Here is a 21764-nt window from a genome sequence, read left to right on the forward strand (position 1 = left end):
CAAATCAGGCAAACGCATCTTTTAAGACATTCTCCACCTCGTTGACTGCCATTGGCCGGTGAAATAAATAACCTTGGACTTGATCGCATTTCAAGCGAGTGACTTTTGCCATTTGTTCTTGGTCTTCCACCCCTTCGGCAACCACCTGAAGCCCCAGGCTATGGCCGATACCAACGATATGTTGGGCTAGAGCCAAGTCTTCGGCCGTATCCAGATGCTCGATAAAAATACGGTCGATTTTTAGGGTATTGAATGGGAAGTTGCGCAAATAGCTCAAGGAAGAGTAACCCGTGCCAAAATCATCGATAGCGAACCGCACCCCGGCATCCCTGAGGATTTGGATGTTGTTCATGGTACATCGGTTTCTTTCCATCAACGCTGTTTCAGTGATTTCCAGCTCAAGGCTGGGTGCGGGTAATTTTTCTTCTTCGAGGAGCTTTAGTACCCGTTCGGCGAATTGCTCTTCACCGATTTGATGGCTGGAGATATTGACGGCAATTTGCAGTGGCTGGTGATAATTCATTTGCCACCGGTGAATTTGCGTCAGGGCGGTTCGCAGGCACCATTCTCCTATGTCATGGATCAATCCCAGATTTTCCAGCGCGGGAATGAAGTGGTCAGGGGGGACATTACCCAGTTGCTGGTTGTGCCAGCGAAGCAGGGCTTCAAACCCCATGATGGCACCTGTTTCCAGCATGATTTTGGGTTGATAGACCAAACTTAGTTCTCTTCTCTCCAGCGCGCGGTGCAGTTCACTCTCCAAGGTCACTTGATGGGCGGCTTCGGTTTCCATTTCGGCGTTGTAGCAACAGATTCGGTTGTGTCCCTGGAATTTGGCGCGGTACATGGCGGCATCCGCGTACCGGAGCAGTGTGTGGGGATCGTTGCTGTGGATGGGGTAAAGGCTAATGCCGATGCTGGCTTTGACAAAGAATTCCCGCCCTTTCAAAGAGAAGGGTTGATGGAAGGCTTCTAGAATCTTATTGGCAATGGTATAAGCGCTTTCCAAGGAGGTCAGATCGGTAATGACAAAGGTGAATTCATCACCGCCGAACCGGGCCACGATATCGGTTTCACGGATATGTTGAGAGAGCCGGCAAGAGACTTCCTGGAGCAACAGGTCACCGACCAGGTGCCCAAAATTGTCATTGACTTGTTTAAAATCATCCAGATCCAAGAACATGACCGCTAAAAGCTTTTGATACCGGTGGGCGCGGGATAATTCCGATTGCAGCCGTTCCAAATAGAGATCCCGGTTGGGAAGGTGGGTGAGAGAATCGTATCTGGCCAGCCGGTTCAGATCGGCTTCAGCTTTTTTTCGGGCGCTGATATCGTGTAATACGGCTAGAAATAATGGCGGATTAGAGTGAGTTACCGAATTTACGGCAACCTCCAGATGCAACAAATTGCCCTCTTTGTTGAGGCCAAAGGCTTCTAAATGGTCCCTTTTATGTTGCCAGAGATGTTCCAGTAGGTAATGGGAGAAAATAGGCCGGTACCGCTCTCGAAAAAGCAATTTGCTGATGTTGCTGCCTTGTAACTCTTGGGCGCTATAGCCGAAAAGTTTCTCCAGGGCCTGGTTCCAGACTTCTAAGGTACCGTTAGCGCGAAACGTAATAATGCCGTCGGGAACGCTGTCCATCAGGGCGTCCAGGTGGGCGCTTTTTTGAGAACTGAAAAGTTTGAGAGCCTCCTGTTCTGTGTAATCTTCGATGCTGAAAACAAGGCCAAAATCGCCCTCGCCGGCAAATAAGTCATTCAATTTTATAGGCGCTATCTCAATGTGATACAGACAATGGCGGCCATTGCCGCGGACATATTCAAAGTTGAGGGCGAAGGTGCAGCGATTATGTATTACCGAATTGGCCAAATGAGATAAATCAGGTATGGATAATAAGGCATTGAGTTGTCGATTGACTGGATCCTTACATTCAAGCATTTTGGTCAATTGCGGATTGGCAGTGAGGATTTTTAGTGACTGGGTGGTGACGGCCAGGCCGCAAGGGGCGCTTTCTATGATCCGTTCGGCATAGGTTTTCAACGCCGATATTTGTTCCCGTTCGGAATGAACATAGGTTTCCAGGGCCAGACCCATATCGAAGAAAACTTGTTTGACCAGGGCTTGAGTCAATTGGGCGCAAGTTTCTTGGTCCAGTTCCGGGTCTTGCCACAACGCTGGTAGGATATGGTTCAAATAAAGAGCATAGGCGCCCGAATACCATTTGAGTTCCAGGCCAATTTGTTGATGGGTTTGACCGATTTTAAGCCTTCCCTTGACATAGTCTTGATTACAGCGGCCAGCCACCAGGGTATTGAAATATTGGGTGAGCGTTTCCTTCAAGCGTTCGACTTTTCCCGGGGGGTCGAGCAGTTTTTGTAAGGGCTCGAAACCTTGCAGGTGTTGATAGAAGCGGCCGACAAATTGCTTGCCATGATGCTGCAAGCGGGAACGGTGTTGGCCCAAAATAGCCTTATCTTGATTAGAAATGCCTAGAAAGGTTTGGCGCAGTTTAATGTCTTTCGAAGAAATCATCATCTGCAGGGGTTTAAGCATGCTTTTCATCAAATGAACGAATCCTGGGGAAGCTTTGCTTGTTTCGCAAGCGGCTTCCTCCGGTTAAAGGATGCGGGGGAAGGGCATCTGATGATTAATTCTGGGAAAAGCGGGGATAGGGCTTTTCGGTAAGAACTGATGACTATATCAGTTTTTCGCTACTTTAAATTGCTCAATAAAAAAAAGCAATCCCTGCAAGGAAATTATTCAGGGCTTTGTCATCTATTCAAGCCGGGGCAGATAGTCTGCTTCGAAAGCCTTACCTACAGAGAGGTATTCACAGCGTTCTTCGAAGCAGACCACCCCTCAGCCTAAGTCCTAACGGTAAAGCGCGTGGGCGCCAAAACGCATTTGATGAGGACGGCCCAGTTTTTCCTGGATGAAATCGATGGTAAACAGGGGAGATAAGGTTTTGCCATTCCAGCGATAGGCTTTGACGAATTGCTCGTTGTCTTTCCCCTTTTTGTCCCATTTCGATAACAGGGAAGAGCTGAAATACACCCGCTTTCCATCCCAGCTTTGGGACACCATATTGACCTGGGCGCCGATTTTTTTCTTGTAAACCTCTTTAGGATGGAAGGGATCGGAAATATCAAATAGATGGGCAGTGCCGTCCATGAATGTTGTTACCCACAGCCGCTTATCGTCGCTTTCGATGGAAATATCCACTGGCAGGGGCGTTTTGCTGGGATCGCCAATATCAGAAACTGCTTTGGCGTGCCATTTACCCTTATCATCCAGATAAATCAGCCAGATTTTGGCAGTCAACGCGGTGCTGGTCAGGCAATAGTTATGGTTGGGATTCCAAGCGCAACGGATTTCCAGCGGCGCGCCGGGAACATCGAAGATCATTTTGGGTCGACGGTCGTGCAAGTCCCACAGCACCATGGTATTGCCAAATTCCTTCATCGCTTTTTCGTCTTGCACCAGCTCACCGAAATCGCGCATGTAGTTCTTATGGCCGGTAAAAGAGGAGGTCAGCATGATATCCAGGCGGGGCAGGGCGCGGACGTCGTAGCCATAGCCATCGGCGTATTTGCCGGTTTTGATGGCGCCTCGCAAATTATCGTCGGTGGGCATCCAGTAGGTGGCGACATAGTTTCCGTCATTGGTGTATTCGACCAAGGCCGTGCGTCCGCCATAATCCTTGTTATTGGATAAACCGCTGATAATCATCCTGCCAGGTAGGGCATAGGTGGTATGGGGACCGACCACGCCGCCGCTTTTGGCGACGAAATCGTCGATCACCTTCACCAGTTTGGGCTTGGCCGGGTTGGAGTGGACGTCAAAGATAAAAATTTTGCTGGTATCAAGACCGCCCGCCCACAAATATTTACGGTCATCGGTAAACCCCGAGTGATGGGCTTCGTGCCGGCCACCGACGGAAACCGTGTGGATGACTTTGCCAAAGGTTTTCGATTCCGGGTTGGTATCAATGGTGACCAGTTTATCGGAACCATCCCCCAGGCCTTCCATGCCCAAAGTCCAGACGTAGACAAAGTCTTCTTGACCCACTATTTTGGCCATGTAGGGGGAAAGCGGCGTTTCATCACTGAAGCCCTGTTGCCCGAGAAGCAGGCCTAGTGTGATGAGTATCAAATTTAGTAATCGCATAAGTATTATCCTCTTCAGCCTGATTTGCACCCTCATTGAAGGCGATGATTATTTTGCTTCTGCTGTTGTGGGATCGATTTTGGTTTTAACCTCGCTGATTCGGTTGGCGGGAAATCCCCCTTTGGCGGCGTGTTCTTTAATGGCTTCGGCATTGGGCGCGATGTAAACGCAGTAGATTTTGTCTCCGGTAACGTAGCTTTCAACCCATTGAATAGCCGGTCCCATCTCCCTCAATACACCGCAGGATTTTTGGGAAATGGCTTGCAGTTCTTCGGGGGAAAGACTTCCCGCGTCGGGGATTTCACGTTCAATAATGTATTTAGGCATTTTGGCCTCCTTTGTGTGGTTGAATGATTAGGCTGTTTTTCAAAACGGCCTCTGGAAAAATCATGGGGGCAGGGTTTCTTCAAAAACTTGGGTCATAAAAGCATGGAGCGGTGCTGGAGAACGCTCGATTTTCATTCTTAGTAACGCCCCTTGCCAATAATCCACCATAAAATCAGCCAGGCTTTCGGCACTTCGATCGGTGCGGATGAGCTGTCGCTGTTGAGCCTGGGCCAACCCTTGGCTGATTTTGTTGCGATATTTACGTACCGCCTCTTGCAAGGCTTTGCGGCAGGTGTCGCTGGTATCGCCGATTTCTCCCATCAAATTGCCCAACAGGCAACCCCCTTTGAAATCGTTTTCGATTAATTCTTCAATTAAAGCTTCGAAATACCGCCGCAGGGCAGTGACTGGGTCTAGATCGGGTTGAGTTAAAAATTCATCGAGTTGCTGGATAAAAGGCTCGATATAATGGTGGATAACCTCCGCCCCAAATGCCTCTTTGCTGGGAAAATAGTAGTAGAAAGAACCCTTGGGGATGTCAACCGATGCCAGGATATCTTTGATTCCTGTCCCGTGATACCCTCGCTCCATTAATAGTTGCACTCCTTGGTCCAAGATTTTATCCCGCTTAAGTTGTTTGTTGAGGAGACGGCTCATAATTGTATTATATGACCGGTCGTCTAGCAACGCAATATTTGAATTGACTTACTGCTTTGTGACAATGCTTTGGCCATCGTCCAAAAAGTTTATGCATTAAAGGTTCCAATATGCTTTATCAAGCTAAATTAGCCAGTTTGGTATAATTGCTGGATTTTTAATTTTCCGCCTGGATACGTAACATGACCACCGTACGCACCCGTTTCGCTCCCAGCCCTACCGGTTATCTTCACATCGGCGGTGCACGTACCGCTTTATTCAATTGGTTGTATGCCCGCAGGCATGGCGGCCAATTTATTTTGAGGATTGAAGACACAGATCGTGAGCGTTCCACCCGGGAGTCGGTCAACGCTATTTTGGAAAGCATGGCGTGGCTGGGGCTGGATTATGATGAAGGACCTTATTTTCAAAGCGAGCGCTTTCCCCGTTACCGGGAAGTGATTCAACAGCTATTGGATGAAGGCAAGGCCTATTACTGCTACTGCAGCAAGGAAGAGCTGGATGCCATGCGCCAGGAACAGATGGCGCGCAAACAAAAGCCCCGTTACGATGGCCGTTGCCGCAACCGTACTGAGCCCAAACCCGGCGTTGAGCCGGTGACCCGCTTTAAAAACCCTGATTCCGGCACTGTGGTAATTGATGACTTGGTGCGTGGTCGCGTGGTCTTTCGTAACGAAGAATTGGACGATCTGATTATCGCCCGCTCTGACGGCACGCCTACCTACAATTTGACCGTGGTGGTCGACGACCTGGACATGAAGTTGACCCATGTGATTCGCGGCGACGACCATCTGAACAACACCCCGCGCCAAATCAATATCATGCGGGCTTTGGGCGCCGAGCCGCCTAAATTCGCCCATGTTCCCATGATCTTGGGGGAAGATGGCAGCCGCTTGTCCAAGCGTCACGGCGCCGTGAGTGTGTTGGAATACCGTGATCAGGGTTATTTGCCCGAAGCGTTGCTCAATTATTTGGTCCGGTTGGGGTGGGCTTACGGGGACAAGGAGATTTTCTCCGTGGATGAAATGATTGAGCTGTTTGACATCAGCGATGTCAATAAATCGGCTTCCACCTATAATCCCGACAAGCTATTGTGGCTCAATCACCATTACATCATGCACGCTGACCCCCTGCACGTGGCCCACCATCTGCGTTGGCACCTGGGAAGGCTAGATATTGATCCGGCGGAAGGTGGTCCTGATCCCCTGTTGGTCGTCCTTGCCCAGCGGGAGCGATGCAAAACCCTGGTAGAAATGGCCGAGTCCAGTGTTTTCTTTTATCGGGATTTTGACGAATACGATCCGAAGGCCGCGAAAAAGAACTTAAAGCCGGAAGCGTTGGCGCCCCTGAAAAAGCTTTACGAGCAATTCGAGGATATCAGCGAATGGGAACCGGAGCCGCTCCATCAGATAGTAATAGATACCGCCGAGGCATTGGGGCTAAAGCTTGGCAAAGTGGCCCAGCCGCTTCGGGTTGCCCTGTCAGGCACTTCGGTGTCTCCCCCGATCGATGTCACTTTGCACCTCCTTGGGCGGGAGAAAACATTGGTACGCATTCAGCGGGCTATTCACTATATTGAGCGGCAGAACTAAACCCCATTCCTTACTTGTACCCCAGGAATTGGCAACAGCTGAATTTACAAATTTTCAATCCTGAAATTACATGGGCTGGTGGTATAATTAGAAGCTTATATTTAACCCGGATATTTCACCAGCATCCCGGATGATGGCGCAGGACAGGTGCGGCTGGGCGCCGGGCTGGACTGAAAGCAATAGCCGTAGCTATGGCTTGAAGGAAGCCCAAGCCCAGACGTGCCTGGACAAGCCAGGGCCGGGATAGGATTCGGGCTGAATCCAAATTGGATTTCGTAGAAATCATGAAACTTAAGCATTTTATGGTAAAAAATCAGTTAATTACAAAACAGCCCGAAACCGGCTGGTGAAATATCCGGGTTAAGGGGGGATAAGAATCTGCAGGCTCCATTTGCCTGGTAGCCGGTGGTTCATCCAAGCATTTTTCCGCCAATACAATTTTAGAGTAGACGTATGGCCAAAGAAATTGAGCCGGGTTTGTGGGCACATGTTCCCAGCCCATTTTGCGGCATCGGCGCTGATGATTTGAAAATAAGGGTGCGAGGGGATCAAGTCGAGGTACTGGAGAACGGCGACGATGTGACTCTGCCCGCCTTTGAAGAACCCTTGGGAGAACGGCAACCCAGCATCTCAGGCAAGCCGGTGCCCTTGGAGGAAGCCGTATCCCAGGCCGCCAAAATTTTGAAGCATGCCGAGCTGCCTTTGCTTGGCGGGCTAGCCACGGACGTGGCGGGAATGCGGGCCGCGTTGTCACTGGCTGACCGGCTGGGGGCGGTGGTGGACAACATGAACAGCACTGCCGCCATGCGCAATATATTGGTATTGCAAGACAGTGGCTGGATGACGACTACGTTGGCGGAAGTCAGAAATCGCTGCGACCTGCTGGTGGTGGTCGGCGTTGACATGGAAACCCTATTCCCGCGCTTTTTTGAGCGCCATCTTTGGGTGGATGGCATGTTTGCTGAAAATTCCGCCCGGGAAGTGATTTATCTGGGCAAGGCGCCTTCGGGACAACCAAATAGCGTCAGCAAGGTTCTAGCGTGTTCTGACCAAGACCTTCCCGCCGTAGTTGGCATGTTGCGGGCTCTGATTAATGACAGGCCTATTCAGGCCGAGGCCGTCGGTGGTGTGGCCGTGGAAGAACTCAGATCATTGGCCGATAGCTTGAAAAACGCCCGTTACGGCGTGGTCGCCTGGGCGGCGGCAGCGTTGGATTGGCCCCAGGCGGAATTGACGGTGCAGATTTTGTGCGAGATGGTCAAGGACTTGAATCAAACCACCCGCTGCTCCGGCCTGCCTCTGGGGGGTAAGGAAGGCGACCAGACCGCCAATCAGGTTTGCGGGTGGCAAACCGGTTATCCGGTGCGCACCCGTTTCAGCCGGGGATATCCGGAATATGACCCCTATCTCAATGCATGCGATGTATTGATTGAGAGTGGGGAAGCGGATGCCCTGCTTTGGGTATCGGCCTACAATACCAACCGCACCCCGCCCAAGTGCGGTCTGCCCACCATTGTTCTGGGGCGTTGCGGCATGACCTTCGAGCAATCCCCCGATGTCTATATTCCCATTGGCGTTCCCGGTATCGATCACGCAGGCCATACTTACCGCATGGATAACGTGGTGGCGGTTCGTCTGTTCAAGCTGAGGGAAGCGGGATTGCCCAGCACTGCCCAGGTTTTGCAAGCGATTCAAGAAGCTCTTTGATGATCAATTAAGGAAGTTGCATGCTTATTAAATTGACTGGCGGCACGGTTTATGATCCCGCTCACCGGGTCAACGGCCGCGTCCACGATCTTTATATCCAGGATGGCCGGATTGTCGATCCTCCCGCGGGCGCCCATGTGGATAAGGAATACGATCTTCACGGTATGGTGGTGATGGCCGGCGCCATCGACATGCACACCCATATCGGCGGCGGCAAAGTCAACATTGCCCGCACCTTGTTGCCGGAAGATCACCGCGCCGATCCCGAGGCCCATACCGAATTGCTGCGTTCAGGATGTGGCCACGCCGCGCCCAGCACCCTGACTACTGGCTACCGCTATGCCGAGATGGGTTTTACCACCGCCTTTGAACCGGCGGTGTTGCCGGTCAATGCCCGTCAGGCCCACATGGAGATGGGGGATATTCCCATACTCGATAAAGGCGGCTACGCGATGCTGGGGAGTGACGATTTTCTCCTGCGAATGATGCAGTCCGGCGCCGACCAGAAAGCAATCAACGACTATGTGGCCTGGACCTTGAATGCCAGCCAGTGCATCGGCATCAAGGTGGTCAATCCCGGTGGCATCAGTGCTTTCAAGTTCAATCAGCGGGCGCTGGATTTGGATGAGGAACACGAATATTACGGCGTTACACCGCGCCAGGTGCTAAAAGTACTGGCCACGGCCGTCAATGAATTAGCGGTGCCTCATCCGCTCCACGTTCATGGCTGCAACTTGGGGGTTCCCGGCAACATGGAGACGACCCTCAACACCATTACCGGCATTGAAGGGCTGCCCATGCACCTGACGCACATTCAGTTCCACAGCTACGGGACTGAAGGCGATTTCAAGTTTTCTTCCGGCGCCGCCCAGATTGCCGAAGCCATCAACGCCAACAAAAATATCACCGTGGATGTGGGGCAGATTTTGTTTGGCCAAACAGTCACTGCTTCTGGCGATAATATGCGCCAACACGCCAACGCCGGCCACGCCCATCCTCATAAATGGGTGTGCATGGATATCGAGTGTGATGCCGGCTGCGGGGTGGTGCCTTTCAAATACCGGGACAAGAACTTCGTCAATGCCTTGCAATGGGCCATTGGCCTGGAAATTTTCCTGTTGGTGGACAATCCCTGGCAGGTATTTTTGACTACCGATCATCCCAATGGCGCGCCTTTCACCAGTTATCCGCACCTGATCCGGCTGTTGATGGATCGGTCTTTCCGTAACGAGCAACTTTCCCGCCTGCATCCCGAGGCTCAGAAAATGACGACGCTGGCGTCCATCGAAAGGGAATATTCCTTGTATGAAATCGCCATCATGACCCGGGCGGGCGCCGCCGAGTTGGTAGGGTTGTCGGACCGGGGGCACCTGGGCGCCGGGGCCGCGGCGGATATCACCGTTTATGTCCCCGATGACAATAAGGAAAAAATGTTCAGCCATCCCAAATATGTTTTCAAGGATGGTCAATTGGTGGTCAAGGATGGCGAGGTGGTGAAGGTGGTCTGGGGAACCACCCATGTGGTCAAACCCGAGTACGATCCCGCCATTGAAAAATCCCTGGAAAAATATTTTGACCGTTATATGACTATGAAACTGGATAACTTTGTCATCCGGGAAGAGGAAATTTCCGAAGATGGCCGCGGCAGCATCACTATCCATCCTTGCTGGGGAGGGCGGGGCATATGATTATCAACGGCATTGCTATCGACGATACCTTTGCCGAAGCTTTCCCCATGAAAGCCACCCGGGTCATCATCACCGCACTGAATATGGAATGGGCCTACCATGCCGCCCGTGCCATGTCCGGTTTCGCCACCTCGGTGATTGCCTGCGGCTGCGAGGCGGGAATCGAGCGGGAATTGAGCCCTGAGGAAACCCCCGATGGCCGACCGGGGTTGTCGGTCCTGTTCTTTGCCATGGGCGGCAAGGGCTTGACTAAGCAGGTGCAAACCCGGGCCGGGCAATGCGTTTTGACGTCGCCGACTTCCGCCTTGTTTGCCGGGATTGACGAAGGCAAACCCATCCCCCTGGGAGAAAATATGCGCTACTACGGCGATGGGTTCCAGATTTCCAAGGTCATTAATGGCAAGCGTTACTGGCGCATCCCGGTGATGGATGGCGAATTTCTGACCGAGGAAGCCACCTACATGGTGGAAGCGGTCGGTGGCGGTAATTTCCTGATTCTGGCCGAGTCCCAACCCCAGGCGCTGGCGGCGTGCGAGGCGGCGGTAGCGGCAATGAAAAAGATTCCCAATGTCATTATGCCCTTCCCTGGCGGGGTCGTGCGGTCGGGTTCCAAAGTGGGGTCTAAATACAAGGCGCTGAATGCTTCCACTAACGATGCCTTTTGCCCTACTTTGAAAGGTGTGACGAAAAGCCAACTGTCGCCGGAAATTGAATCGGTGATGGAAATTGTGATTGACGGACTTACCAAAGAGGACATCGACAAGGCGATGAAAGCCGGCATCGAAGCGGTGTGTGAGCTGGGTGTGGAAAAGGGCATCCACCGCATAAGTGCCGGGAATTACGGTGGAAAACTAGGACCCTATCACTTTCATTTGCGGGAGATTTTGGCATGACCGGTAATCCGTTAACCCTGACGTTGAAAGCCCAGCCCCCGCGCCGGGTGGATCTTTCCCCCTTGAGTAGTTTGCCTCATTTGACGCCGGCTGAAATCGCTGCGCTTAAATTGTGCATGGGCAAACGCACTTTGCGGGTGGATGAACTGTTCGAGATGAGTGGCGAAGATACCTCCAAACTGGTGATCCAAAACGGTTGCGCCAAACTGGATTATATCGGTAAAGATGCCGATGCTCTGGAAATCACCGTGGAAGGCGATGCCGGCGCTTATTTGGGCATGGGGATGAAGTCGGGCAGCTTACGGGTGACGGGCAACGCCGGCATATTCGCTGCGTGTGAATTGCGTGGCGGCCTGGTGCAGATTGATGGCAATGCCGGCGATTTTCTCGGTGGCGCTTTGCCCGGCAACAAGCGTGGCATGCGCGGCGGACGGGTGTTGGTCAAAGGCAATGTGGGCGCGCGCTGCGGCGATGAAATGCGGCGCGGCATCATTTTGGTGGAAGGCGATGCTGGCGATTACTGCGCTTCCCGCATGATTGCCGGCACCATTGCCGTCATGGGCAAGACCGGCGCCTATCTCGGTTATGCCCTGCGGCGGGGGACGGTGCTGTTATGGCAATCTCCGCAATCGGTTCCTCCCACCTATGGAGATTGCGGCACCCATACTTTGGCCTTTCTGCCTCTATGGTTCTCCGGCTTGAGAGATCTGGACAGCCTGTTTGCCAAACCCGAATCCGCCTTTAATCGAGTGCACCGGTATGGTGGGGATTTGGCCTCCACCGGGAGAGGAGAGATTCTGGTTCGGGCCTGACGGTTGCGCTGGATTCAGGGACAGAACTCACCGCAATGACCCGGGCCTATCCCCCAGTGGCAATGCTTTTGGCTACCTATGGCGCTGGGGGAGTAGAGCGCATGCTGGTGCACTTGGCCAATGGGCTTCAAGCGCAGGAAGTGCCGGTTTATTTTCTGGTGCCGGAAACAGCGCAATCTTACCTGGACCAACTTTCCCCGATGGTCCAACTTATCCCATTACCCTGTAAATCAGCTTCCTTTGTAGCGGATCTCTGCCAAAGGATTGCGGATATCCAACCCGCGATATTATTATCCGCCAAGCTCAAGGATGATTCCCTGGCGCTTGAGGTTAAATCCCGGCTGGCTATGGCCGGTCTTCGATGCTATTTCCGGGTGGGGAGTCCCTTGAGTATTCAAGGCAGGCGCCAGTATGGCCCCTTGGGATATCGCCGCTATATTCGCCGGATTCGCAGGAATTACCAGCAATGTGACGGGGTCATTGTCAATTCCCTGGGTGTGAGGGAAGATTTGAAAACCAGCTTGGGTTTGCCGGATGACAAGATTCACTTTGCCCCCAACCCGACGGTGACGGGTGAATTATTCCGCAGCGCCCAGGCATCGCCGCAACATCCCTGGTTCCATGATAATCAGGTGCCCGTGATCCTGGGCGTTGGCCGTTTGGTCCGGGCCAAGGATTTCACCACGCTTATCCGCGCCTTTGCCAAAGTGCGCCAGGAACGGCGGTGCCGTTTGGTGTTGATTGGGGATGGGCGGCAGCGGCACAGCCTGCAATCTTTGGCGGGAAAATTAGGCGTTGCGGGGGATGTGAATTTTCTTGGATTTGTGGACAATCCCTTTCCCTATCTGGCCCGGGCCGATCTGTTGGTACTGTCTTCCCGCTGGGAAGGTTGCCCCAATGTTTTGATTGAATCGTTGGCCCTGGGCACACCGGTGGTGGCCACCGCTTGTCCCTGTGGGCCGGCGGAGGTGCTGCATTATGGCCGTTATGGGCCTTTGGTTCCGGTGCGTCATCCGGTGGCCCTGGCCCGGGCAATGCTGGAAACCTTGCAGCGCCCCCTTGCGCCTGAGGTGCTTCGCCAGGGCGCCGCGCCTTATACTTTGGAAAGGAGTATTCCCCAGTATCTCAAAGCCTTTGGTCTGGCTATTTAACGATGACGGATTTGGCCGTGTTTTTAGCGACTTCCGGCCACAGCGGCGTGGACCGGATCATGAAAAACCTGATTCCCGCCATGGCCGCCAAAGGAATCGCCATGGATATTTTGCGACTACGGGATCACGGACCTTACTGGGAAAGCCTGCCTCAAGGCGTGCGCCTGATTGATCTGGGAGCCGGCCACGTGAATACGTCGTTGCCGGCATTGGTGGGCTATCTGCGGAAAGTCCGGCCCAAGGTGCTTTTGACCGATAAAGACCGGGTCAACCGGGCGGCATTGTGGGCAAGGAAAATCGCCCAGGTCCCGACCCGGGTGGTAGTCAGGATTGGCACCACGGTGTCGGAAAATCTGGCCAGAAGAAGCTGGTGGGCCAGAACCAGTCAACGGATTTCGCTGCGCTGCTTTTATCCCTGGGCCGACGGCATTATTGTGCCTTCCCGGGGGGCGGCGGAGGATCTTATTCGAGTCAGTGGCTTGCCGGGACGGAAAATTACTGTTGTGCCAAGTCCTGTCATTGTGCCGGAAATGTTTCAAAAGGCGGCGGAAAAAGCCCCTCATCCGTGGCTGGCGGACAACGAAATCCCGGTAATCATTGGGGTTGGCGAATTGTGCGCACGCAAGGATTTTGCCACCTTGATTCAGGCTTTTGCTCAGATCCGCGCAAAGCGGCTTTGCCGGTTGATCATCCTGGGCGAAGGCCGCCAGCGGTCAAAGCTGGAATCATTGATTTGCGACCTTGGTTTGACGGACTGCGTCCATCTGCCGGGTTTTGTCAATCCCTATCCTTGGCTGTCGCGAGCCAGCGTTTTTGTATCTTCCTCCCGCTGCGAGGGATTGCCGGTGGCGTTGATCGAGGCATTGGCCTTGGGCGTCCCATCGGTGGCCGCCGACTGTCCCAGCGGACCCAGGGAAATTTTGGCCGACGGGCGGTATGGGCCACTGGTGCCGGTGGGGGATAGGCAGGCGATGGCGCAGGCGATAGGGACTCTGCTTGAAGAACCTGTTCCATTAGGAGTTTTGCAGAAAGCTGTACAACCTTATTTTCTGGAAAATAGTTTGGGTGCTTATAGGAGGGTTTTGGGATTATAGCCAGAGAGTGATTGTGTGATTTGGTGCTCTGAAATAGAATGAACCTTTCATTAGGTAAAACAAAGGAGCTGTCACCATGAAAATGGCAATATCTTCAATGATTTGGATGGTTTTGTTAGCATCTATATCGTCATCTGTTCGGGCATCGGATCTTACTTGTGTAAATAAAGGGAACGAACCAACGCCGGTTCAAATAGGAGACAAGGTTTCGTGTGGTTTTGAGCAACCCAATGATGTGGATGTGTTTGTTTTATCAGTGAGTAATGAATCCGGGGTTCAAATTATAGTACTTCCTCCTGATGGAAGCTGTGAAGGTATTGATTATTTCGACCCCGAAGTAGAAGTATTTGATTCTTCCAATAGGCTTATTGGTAAGGATTTTTCATTAGGTTCTGCTAGCTGTTATCTTCCAAGTCTTCGATTATTCCCTGTGGCTGGTGAAACCTATTCCATTGTTGTGAACAGCAATAATAAGCAAGCACAGTCAGGAGATTATACCGTTGAGCTAAAATGTATTTCAGGAGATTGCATAAGTGGGAAATTAGTAAATGCGCAGAAATGCAGTGCTAGGTATGACGGTGCTCATCTTGATATTCCCATGGTTACAGTAGGAGAAAGTTCTTACTGGGCGAAATTAAAGCTTATTTCTTCCGCTCCTTTGACGTTTGAACTTTCCGAATATGGAAATAATAAGTGAGCAGGTATTAGATAGCTGTTCCAACTTATCACGTATTCCTCCAGTTGCTTTGATTGATCATTCAGAAAGTCGCTAACCTCCCCTACTGCAGAGCAACTTATCTGGTGGGGGATCAATTGCCCGTAATTCCAGAAGTGCCTGTTTTCCTGAACTTCTCCGGCAGCGGCGGGGTGGAGAAGATGGTGCTCAATCTGATCCGGGGGTTCAGGGACAGAGGGGTTTCCGTGGAATTGCTGGCCACTTCTCGGGACCGGAAACTACCAGCCTTGGAAGGGGTCAGGGTAATCTATCTGGGCCGCCACACCCGTCTGGCGTTGCCGTCACTGGTGCGATATCTGCGCCGGGAATCTCCGCCCCTGTTGTTTGCCGCCAAGGACCGGGCAATCCGTACTGCTTTACTGGCTCGGCGTCTTGCTGGAGTGGAAACCAAAATTGTGGGGCGCTTGGGGACCCATCTTTCCGAGTCTATGCATCACAAAGCTGCTTGGCAAAGGAAGTTGCGTTGTTTACCGATGCAATACTGGTATCCCAAGGCCGACCGGTTGATTGCGGTTTCCCATGGGGTGGCGGAGGATTTGCGACAGACAGTGGGGTTGTCCCGTCAACAGGTCACGGTGATTCGCAATCCCACCATTACCCCTGAATTGTTTGCTCTCGCCGATACAGCGGACTATCATCCTTGGCTGGATGACCCTGTTCCGGTACTGCTGGGGGTGGGGCGGCTTACCCGGCAAAAAGGATTTGATGTGTTGCTGGAAGCATTCGCCCAGGTGCGAAAACAAAGGCATTGCCGGTTGCTGATTTTGGGGGAGGGCAGGCAACGGTTGAATCTGCAGCAACAGGCGCGCCGGTTGGGCGTTGACAAGGAAGTGGCCATGCCCGGCTTTTCCTCCAATCCCTATGCCGCCATGAAGCGGGCGGACCTGTTTGTATTAGCGTCCCGCTGGGAAGGTTCGCCCAATGTGCTGGTTGAGGCGTTGGCGCTGCAATTGCCGGTGGTGGCCGCCGATTGTCCCAGTGGGCCGAGGGAGATATTGAACAATGGCGCCCATGGTCCGTTGGTGCCGGTGGAAGATGCCACTGCCTTGGCCGGCGCCATCCTCCATCAATTGCAATCTTCGCGGCCCAAGGAGAATTTGCCTCGGGCGCTGGAGGACTATACCCTGGAAAAAAGCGCCGATGCCTATTTGCGGGTTTTCTTGGAAGTGCTCCATACCAGGTAAATCCCATGCTATTGTCACTGCGCTACCGCTTTCTTTTCATACATATCGCCAAGACCGGCGGCACCAGCGTGCGCCGGGCGCTGGGGAAATACCGCTGGCGTGATCCCTGGTATTATCCCCAATGGTTTTGCCATAGGATAAGCGCGTGGTCCGGTCACAGGCTGGGAGTCAAACTGCCCCGTCACGCCAAGGCCATTTGCGCCCAGGAAATGTTGCCAAGGGAGCTTTTTGATGACCTGTTCAAATTTGCTTTTGTGCGCAACCCCTGGGATTTGCAAGTCAGTTCCTATCATCACCTGCGCCGGGAGCGGCCGGCTTTGATTGCCCACTGCCAGGATTTTACCGCTTTCCTGCAATGGAAATTGGACCCGGAAAGAGCCCCTCAGTACCACGCCGATATGACCGCCACGCCGCAGACAGATTTCTTGGTGGATCTTCACGGAAATATGATTGTGGATTTCGTGGGCCGGTATGAAAATCTGGAATCGGACTTTTTGACCCTATGCCGGCGGTTGCAATTGCCGGCCACCCCGTTGCCCAGGCTGAGAAAAGCCAACAACCGGCGCGATTACCGGGATTACTATAACGACACCACCGCCGAGCTTGTGGCCGACCGTTATGCCGAAGATATCCGACGCTTTGGATACCGTTTTGATATGTCTTAACTTATCTCTGTCAGTTTGCTTCTCCGGGGACTGGGAAGGGTCTGCCGGACCGAAATTCGTCCATGAATTTAGGCCCGGAGCGGCCATCCATGGCCGCTGGCAGACCCTTCCCAGCCCCCTCTCGCGGAGCTGATAGGTGTTGAGGTATCTTAATCCTCTGACTTGACGCCGATTTTCTTCAGCTTTCTCGATACAGAGACAAAACGCCCCAGCCCGACCCCATTGACAATCAACCCAATCACCAACATCGCGCCACCCAGCACGGTGAAATAAATATCCCCGGGAAACAACCGGATCAACGTCGCCCCCGCCGCCAGTAAAGCCAGTCCCGTGCGCAGATATGCCAATAAGGTACGTTCGATGGCGAGAACAGTGCGTTCATAGGCTAGGTGATCGCGCAGAATCATGTCTTCAAAAGAAAATTTGGAATAGGGCATCAGACAAATTCAGGTAAACGACGGGCGGGTAAAGAATATCAGATCCAATCTTTTATTGAAAAAATAAAATTACCCTGTTTTTTGTGGAGGATTACCACGACTGATTGAGTCGAAATCATTATTGTTGATGGCGAGGGAGGAGATACATGAAAGACTTCCCTCACATTCGATTAACAAACAGTTAGGAGAGTATTATGAAAATGATTAATCTTTCTTTAATTTTTGGTGTTTTTGCCATTGCTATCAGTGGAAGCCCTGCTGTTATGGCAGATGCGGGGAAAACCATTTATCCAGGTTCCATGTGCGTACCTTGGACTGCAAACGATCCGGTTCCCCGTTTGAATTCGAGCCGAATTTTTAATGATAGTACCCGAAGGTGGATGCGAGTTGATTGTCCGATACTCCATCAAGATTTTAGAAAAGGATTTTTAAATCTTCAAAAAGATTCATTAGATGATGCGGATATCGGAGTGATTGATGCGCATTCAACTAGCAATGCCAGGTGCTGGCTTGCCAGTAGGCACCAAAACCTTTCTCGACTGTATTCTTGGAGTGGAGGCACTCGTAACACAGTGGGATTCGGCTCTCATGAGCAGAATTTGGATTTCAAAGGAGTGCCGGCAAACGATAACACTTGGTATTACATTGGTTGCCTAATCCCACCCAAGCAGCATGGTCGCGCTTCTGGAATCACTTACTACTCCAGTGACGAATAATCAGTCAATAACAATGCGGGCCGCAATCGAGCGGCCCGTTTCTTAAATGGAGGAAATCCATGATGAAAAAACAGTATTTTTTAGTTTTGATCATTATTCTAATGGCCTCAACCTTTGTGTTGGCCTGGAGTTATTTTTCCCTGCCCAAAGCACAAGTTTCTCAACAGCAAGCGGCAGGGAGCCAGGAGAATCTGGCACCTGTCATCGCATCTTTATCCCAATCCGTGAGGGAGTTAGAGAAAAAAATGGAGACTCTCTCGGAAAGGATGGAACAGAAAATGAGCATGTTGAAGCAGCAACGGGCCGTTTCGTCGGATACCCTGGAGAGTTCCGAAGAATCCGAAGAAATCAGTGAGGAACAAGCCCAACAACAAGCAGAAGAATGGTATGAAAGGCAGTTGGAAAAATTGGACGCCGCGTTGGTTACAGCGCCCAAGGATGAAAAGTGGTCTGCCCGCACCACAGAGCGTCTGGAGGAGACCTTTGAAAAATTAAATGATTACGAAATCAGGGAAATGTCCTGTAGCGGCACTCTTTGCAAGCTCAATGCCCGTATTTCTCCCCAAGCGCTGGAACAGGAAGGAGGCATTGACGGTCTCTTGCACGGTACAATGGGTTGGGAAGGACAGACCATGGCGAGCGTAGATGAGGAAACTGGTGAAGTGACAGTGTATTTGTTAAGAGAAGGCGTAGATTTACTTTCTGAAAATGAAAACGGGGAAGTTGAGTAGTTCACTTCCCTCGATACACATTCTCGGCAGCCGTCAGTTAGGTGGCGCGGATAGGTTTTATGTCCGATTGGTCGAGGCGCTTCATCAAGGCGATCATTGGGTGCTGGCGGTCAACCGGCCCGCCAGCCCGGTCTCGCCGCTGCTCGAAAGGGCAGGTGTGCCGCAAGTTCAAGTCCCATTGGCCAATCAATGGGACCTTTGGTCGGTCCTGCAAATAAGGCGGCTGGTCCGGCAGTGGCAGCCGGCGGTGGTGCAGACTTACATGGGCCGCGCCACCCGCCTGACCCGGCTACCCAAAAATTCCAGTACCATTCACATTGCACGATTGGGGGGCTATTACAAAATTGACGGTTATTACCGCCATGCCCACGCCTGGGTAGGCAATACCCAAGGCATTTGTGATTATTTGGTGCGGTCGGGGTTGCCGGCGTCCAGGATTTTTAAAATCGGCAATTTCGTGCCGCCGCCAATGGCGTATTCCCCACATCAGATTAGTGAATTTAAAGCGCATTGGGGTATTCCGGAGGAGGCTCTGGTGATTGCGGCGCTCGGGAGGATGTACCCGGTCAAGGGATTTGAGGATTTACTCCAGGCCTTTGCCCGCTTGCCTGGTGAAATCCATCACCGGCCTTTAAGGCTGGTCATTGCCGGAGACGGCCCTCAATTCGGCAATTTGCGGCAATTAGGCCGTGACTTGGGAATCGCTTCGAGAACTACTTGGACCGGCCAGTTAAATCCGCCCGATCCTCTTTATGCCGTGGCCGATATGCTGGTTTGTCCCTCCCGCCATGAACCCCTGGGGAATGTCATTCTGGAAGCCTGGAATTATCGTTTGCCAGTCGTTGCCACATCAACTTTTGGGGCCACGGAATTGATTGAGCCGGATTTTAACGGAATTTTGGTGGAAATCCGGCAACCACAATCTCTCGCCAGTGCCATTCGGAACCTGCTGGTAATGCCTGAGCATGACCGGCGGAAAATAGGCGAGGCAGGATGGCAAACCCTGAAGCGGCATCATAGCCAACAGGCCGTGGTGCAGGCTTATCTTGAGCTGTACCGACTGCTGACATGAATCCAAACCACAGGTTGCCCGTGACACCGCCCCGGCGAATTTTGATAATCCGCCTCAGCGCCATCGGCGACATCGTCTTTGCCAGTGGTTTGATTCCGGCCTTGAAAGCCCGTTATCCCAACGTGGTCATTGACTGGGTGGTGGAAGAATCCTATCAGGATTTGCTAAAAGCCCATCCCGGCTTGGACAAACTTTATCTTTGGCCCCGCCGGCGCTGGGGTGGCTTGTGGCGGGAAAGGCAATGGCCTACTTTGATTGGCGAAATGAAAACCCTGATAAAACAGTTCAGGGCGCGGCGGTATGACTGGATACTCGATACCCAGGGACTGTTCAAAAGCGGCCTGTTCGCCCGCCTGGCCCAAGGTCAATTCCGGGTGGGGCTGGGATCGCGGGAGGGCAGCCAATGGTGGATGGACCAGGTGGTTTCCCGGAAAACCCAGGACCGCCGCATTGCTTCGGAATATCTCCAATTGCTGCGGGAACTGGGCGTGGAACCTGGGGACACTCCGCTCGATATTTATCTTTCCCTTGGGCATCAAAAGGAAGCGGAGGATATTTTAAAGGGTTTAAATATCCATGGCCCTTACGTGGTCATGTGTCCCTTCACCACCCGGCCCCAGAAGCATTGGCTGCAAGCCCGATGGCCACAGTTGGCTAAATCCGTGCAGTCGCAATGGGGTTTCCCTGGTTTGGTAGTAGGCGCGCCTAGTGATAAAGAGGCAGCGGAAGACATTGCTAAGGAAAGCGGCGCTGCCTGTTTATCGGCTGCGGGATTGACCTCCATTGGCGTCAGTGCCGCATTGATCCAAAAGGCAGCGCTGGTGGTGGGGGTGGATACCGGCATGACCCATCTGGGTATCGCGTTTCAGCGTCCCATGGTGGCCCTATTTGGCGCGACCCGCCCTTATCTTGATCCTGGTTTTGCAAAAGCCAAGGTGCTGTATCGCCCCAGGGAGTGTTCTCCCTGCCGCAAGCGGCCAATCTGTCATGGGCGATATGATTGCATGAGGGAATGGCGGGTAAGCGATGTCATGGAAGCCATTGAAAAGGTAATCCGTTGAAAATACTGCATGTGGAAGGTGGCCGCCATTTATACGGCGGTGCCAGGCAAGTGGCCTATTTGCTTAATGGCCTGAGGGATTATCCGGCAGAGCACATCCTGGTGTGTCACCGGTCCAGCCCGTTGCCGCAAGCCATTGATAATCCAAAAGTCCGTATTTTCCCTTGTCCAGTGGGGGGAGACGCGGACCTTGTCTTCGCCTTTCAACTTTACCGCTGGATTCGGCATGAAAAACCCGATATTTTGCACCTTCACAGCCGCCGGGGTGAATTGCCCGCCATGCTGGCTGGTGTGGCGTCCCAGGTGCCGATGATTGTGACCCGACGGGTGGACAATCCTGAAAACCCATGGTTGGCCAAACTGAAATACCGTCATTTCCGGCGGGTGATTGCCATATCCCAAGGCATAGCCGAAGTACTGATCAAACAAGGCTTGCCCGAAGAGAAACTTTCCCTGGTTCATAGCGGCGTGGATACCCAAATTTTCCGGCCCCCCAGGAAAGAATCTATGCGGGGGCAATTGGGGATCCCGCCGGATCACATCGTCATTGCCGTCGTCGCCCAGCTCATTCCCCGCAAGGGCCATCTGGTTTTATTCGAATCGTTATCCAGACTACGCCGCGACTACCCGGAACTAAAGCTGACTAGTTTGGTGTTTGGCAAGGGACCATTGGAAGCGGAACTGAAGGCGCATTGCCAAAAATTGGGCCTTCAAAATCAAGTCCGGTGGATGGGGTATCGTGAAGACATGGCGGAAATTCTGCCTGCCATGGATGTCGTCGTACACCCGGCTTTGAAAGAAGGGCTGGGAGTAGCTTTGCTGGAAGCGGCCGCCTGCGGCTTGCCCATCATTGCCAGCCGCTCGGGTGGGATGCCGGAAGTGGTTGAAGATGGTGTTAATGGTTTGTTAGTCCCGCCGGGTGATCCAAATGCCTTAGGTTGTGCTATCAATCACCTTGCCCGGGATTCAATGTTAAGATCCAAAATGGGAGAGGCGGGCAGACAAAAAGTATTACGGCAATTCTCTATTGCCAGTATGGTGGAAGGCAATTGGCAAGTTTACAAAAGATAGACA

At 52.5% G+C, this 21764-nt stretch carries 20 protein-coding genes; 15 read left to right on the forward strand and 5 right to left on the reverse strand.

Annotated features, from left to right (window positions below; genetic code table 11):
- Positions 1–4: 4 nt before the first annotated feature.
- The 4 genes from AXA67_12135 to AXA67_12150 all read right to left on the reverse strand — a co-directional run bounded on the left by AXA67_12135 (position 5) and on the right by AXA67_12150 (position 5152).
- Positions 5–2563, reverse strand: a complete 2559-nt coding sequence (locus AXA67_12135) for a hypothetical protein (protein ID KXJ39804.1) — start codon at positions 2561–2563, stop codon at positions 5–7.
- A 309-nt stretch (positions 2564–2872) separates the two neighbouring features.
- The gene (locus tag AXA67_12140) at positions 2873–4168 is read right to left on the reverse strand and encodes a selenium-binding protein (protein ID KXJ39805.1); all 1296 of its coding nucleotides are present in this window, start codon (positions 4166–4168) and stop codon (positions 2873–2875) included.
- A 48-nt stretch (positions 4169–4216) separates the two neighbouring features.
- Positions 4217–4495, reverse strand: a complete 279-nt coding sequence (locus tag AXA67_12145; GenBank protein KXJ39806.1) for a hypothetical protein — start codon at positions 4493–4495, stop codon at positions 4217–4219.
- Positions 4496–4555: 60 nt separating this feature from the next.
- Entirely contained in the window at positions 4556–5152 is a 597-nt protein-coding gene (locus AXA67_12150) for a TetR family transcriptional regulator (GenBank protein ID KXJ39807.1), read from the reverse strand.
- 182 nt (positions 5153–5334) lie between these two features.
- Between AXA67_12150 and AXA67_12155 the strand changes: the two genes are divergently transcribed.
- From AXA67_12155 to AXA67_12200, 10 genes are all read left to right on the forward strand, one after another.
- Positions 5335–6744, forward strand: coding sequence for a glutamate--tRNA ligase (locus AXA67_12155; protein KXJ39808.1), 1410 nt, complete (start codon positions 5335–5337; stop codon positions 6742–6744).
- A 453-nt stretch (positions 6745–7197) separates the two neighbouring features.
- Complete coding sequence (locus AXA67_12160) at positions 7198–8451, forward strand: formylmethanofuran dehydrogenase subunit B (protein KXJ39809.1); 1254 nt, start codon at positions 7198–7200, stop codon at positions 8449–8451.
- A 20-nt stretch (positions 8452–8471) separates the two neighbouring features.
- Positions 8472–10139 carry a formylmethanofuran dehydrogenase subunit A gene (locus AXA67_12165; protein ID KXJ39810.1) on the forward strand — a complete coding sequence of 556 codons (1668 nt, stop codon included), beginning with the start codon at positions 8472–8474 and terminating at the stop codon, positions 10137–10139.
- Positions 10136–11032 carry a formylmethanofuran--tetrahydromethanopterin N-formyltransferase gene (locus tag AXA67_12170; protein ID KXJ39811.1) on the forward strand — a complete coding sequence of 299 codons (897 nt, stop codon included), beginning with the start codon at positions 10136–10138 and terminating at the stop codon, positions 11030–11032. The genes AXA67_12165 and AXA67_12170 overlap by 4 nt, the downstream gene beginning before the upstream one ends.
- Positions 11029–11844, forward strand: a complete 816-nt coding sequence (locus AXA67_12175; protein ID KXJ39812.1) for a formylmethanofuran dehydrogenase subunit C — start codon at positions 11029–11031, stop codon at positions 11842–11844. The genes AXA67_12170 and AXA67_12175 overlap by 4 nt, the downstream gene beginning before the upstream one ends.
- 35 nt (positions 11845–11879) lie before the next feature.
- The gene (locus tag AXA67_12180) at positions 11880–12995 is read left to right on the forward strand and encodes a hypothetical protein (protein KXJ39813.1); all 1116 of its coding nucleotides are present in this window, start codon (positions 11880–11882) and stop codon (positions 12993–12995) included.
- 2 nt (positions 12996–12997) lie between these two features.
- Positions 12998–14089, forward strand: coding sequence for a glycosyltransferase (locus AXA67_12185; protein ID KXJ39814.1), 1092 nt, complete (start codon positions 12998–13000; stop codon positions 14087–14089).
- Positions 14090–14165: 76 nt separating this feature from the next.
- Positions 14166–14786: a hypothetical protein gene (locus AXA67_12190; protein KXJ39815.1), complete on the forward strand. Its 621-nt coding sequence runs from the start codon at positions 14166–14168 to the stop codon at positions 14784–14786.
- A 125-nt stretch (positions 14787–14911) separates the two neighbouring features.
- A complete protein-coding gene (locus tag AXA67_12195; protein ID KXJ40177.1) occupies positions 14912–16009 on the forward strand; it encodes a hypothetical protein in 1098 nt (365 codons plus the stop codon).
- A 5-nt stretch (positions 16010–16014) separates the two neighbouring features.
- Complete coding sequence (locus AXA67_12200; GenBank protein ID KXJ39816.1) at positions 16015–16674, forward strand: sulfotransferase; 660 nt, start codon at positions 16015–16017, stop codon at positions 16672–16674.
- A 149-nt stretch (positions 16675–16823) separates the two neighbouring features.
- Here the strand turns inward: AXA67_12200 and AXA67_12205 are convergent, their stop codons facing one another.
- Complete coding sequence (locus AXA67_12205; GenBank protein KXJ39817.1) at positions 16824–17111, reverse strand: hypothetical protein; 288 nt, start codon at positions 17109–17111, stop codon at positions 16824–16826.
- A gap of 194 nt (positions 17112–17305) precedes the next feature.
- Here AXA67_12205 and AXA67_12210 point away from each other — a divergent pair, with 194 nt between their 5' ends.
- The 5 genes from AXA67_12210 to AXA67_12230 all read left to right on the forward strand — a co-directional run bounded on the left by AXA67_12210 (position 17306) and on the right by AXA67_12230 (position 21761).
- On the forward strand, positions 17306–17827 hold the full coding sequence (locus AXA67_12210) for a hypothetical protein (protein KXJ39818.1): 522 nt from the start codon (positions 17306–17308) through the stop codon (positions 17825–17827).
- A gap of 62 nt (positions 17828–17889) precedes the next feature.
- Entirely contained in the window at positions 17890–18558 is a 669-nt protein-coding gene (locus AXA67_12215; GenBank protein ID KXJ39819.1) for a hypothetical protein, read from the forward strand.
- Entirely contained in the window at positions 18536–19630 is a 1095-nt protein-coding gene (locus tag AXA67_12220) for a hypothetical protein (protein KXJ39820.1), read from the forward strand. Before AXA67_12215 ends, AXA67_12220 begins: the two co-directional genes overlap by 23 nt.
- Complete coding sequence (locus AXA67_12225; protein ID KXJ39821.1) at positions 19627–20691, forward strand: hypothetical protein; 1065 nt, start codon at positions 19627–19629, stop codon at positions 20689–20691. Before AXA67_12220 ends, AXA67_12225 begins: the two co-directional genes overlap by 4 nt.
- Positions 20688–21761, forward strand: a complete 1074-nt coding sequence (locus tag AXA67_12230; GenBank protein ID KXJ39822.1) for a hypothetical protein — start codon at positions 20688–20690, stop codon at positions 21759–21761. The genes AXA67_12225 and AXA67_12230 overlap by 4 nt, the downstream gene beginning before the upstream one ends.
- Positions 21762–21764: the final 3 nt, after the last annotated feature.

It is taken from the genome of Methylothermaceae bacteria B42 (assembly GCA_001566965.1).
Taxonomy (GTDB): Bacteria; Pseudomonadota; Gammaproteobacteria; order Methylococcales; family Methylothermaceae; genus Methylohalobius.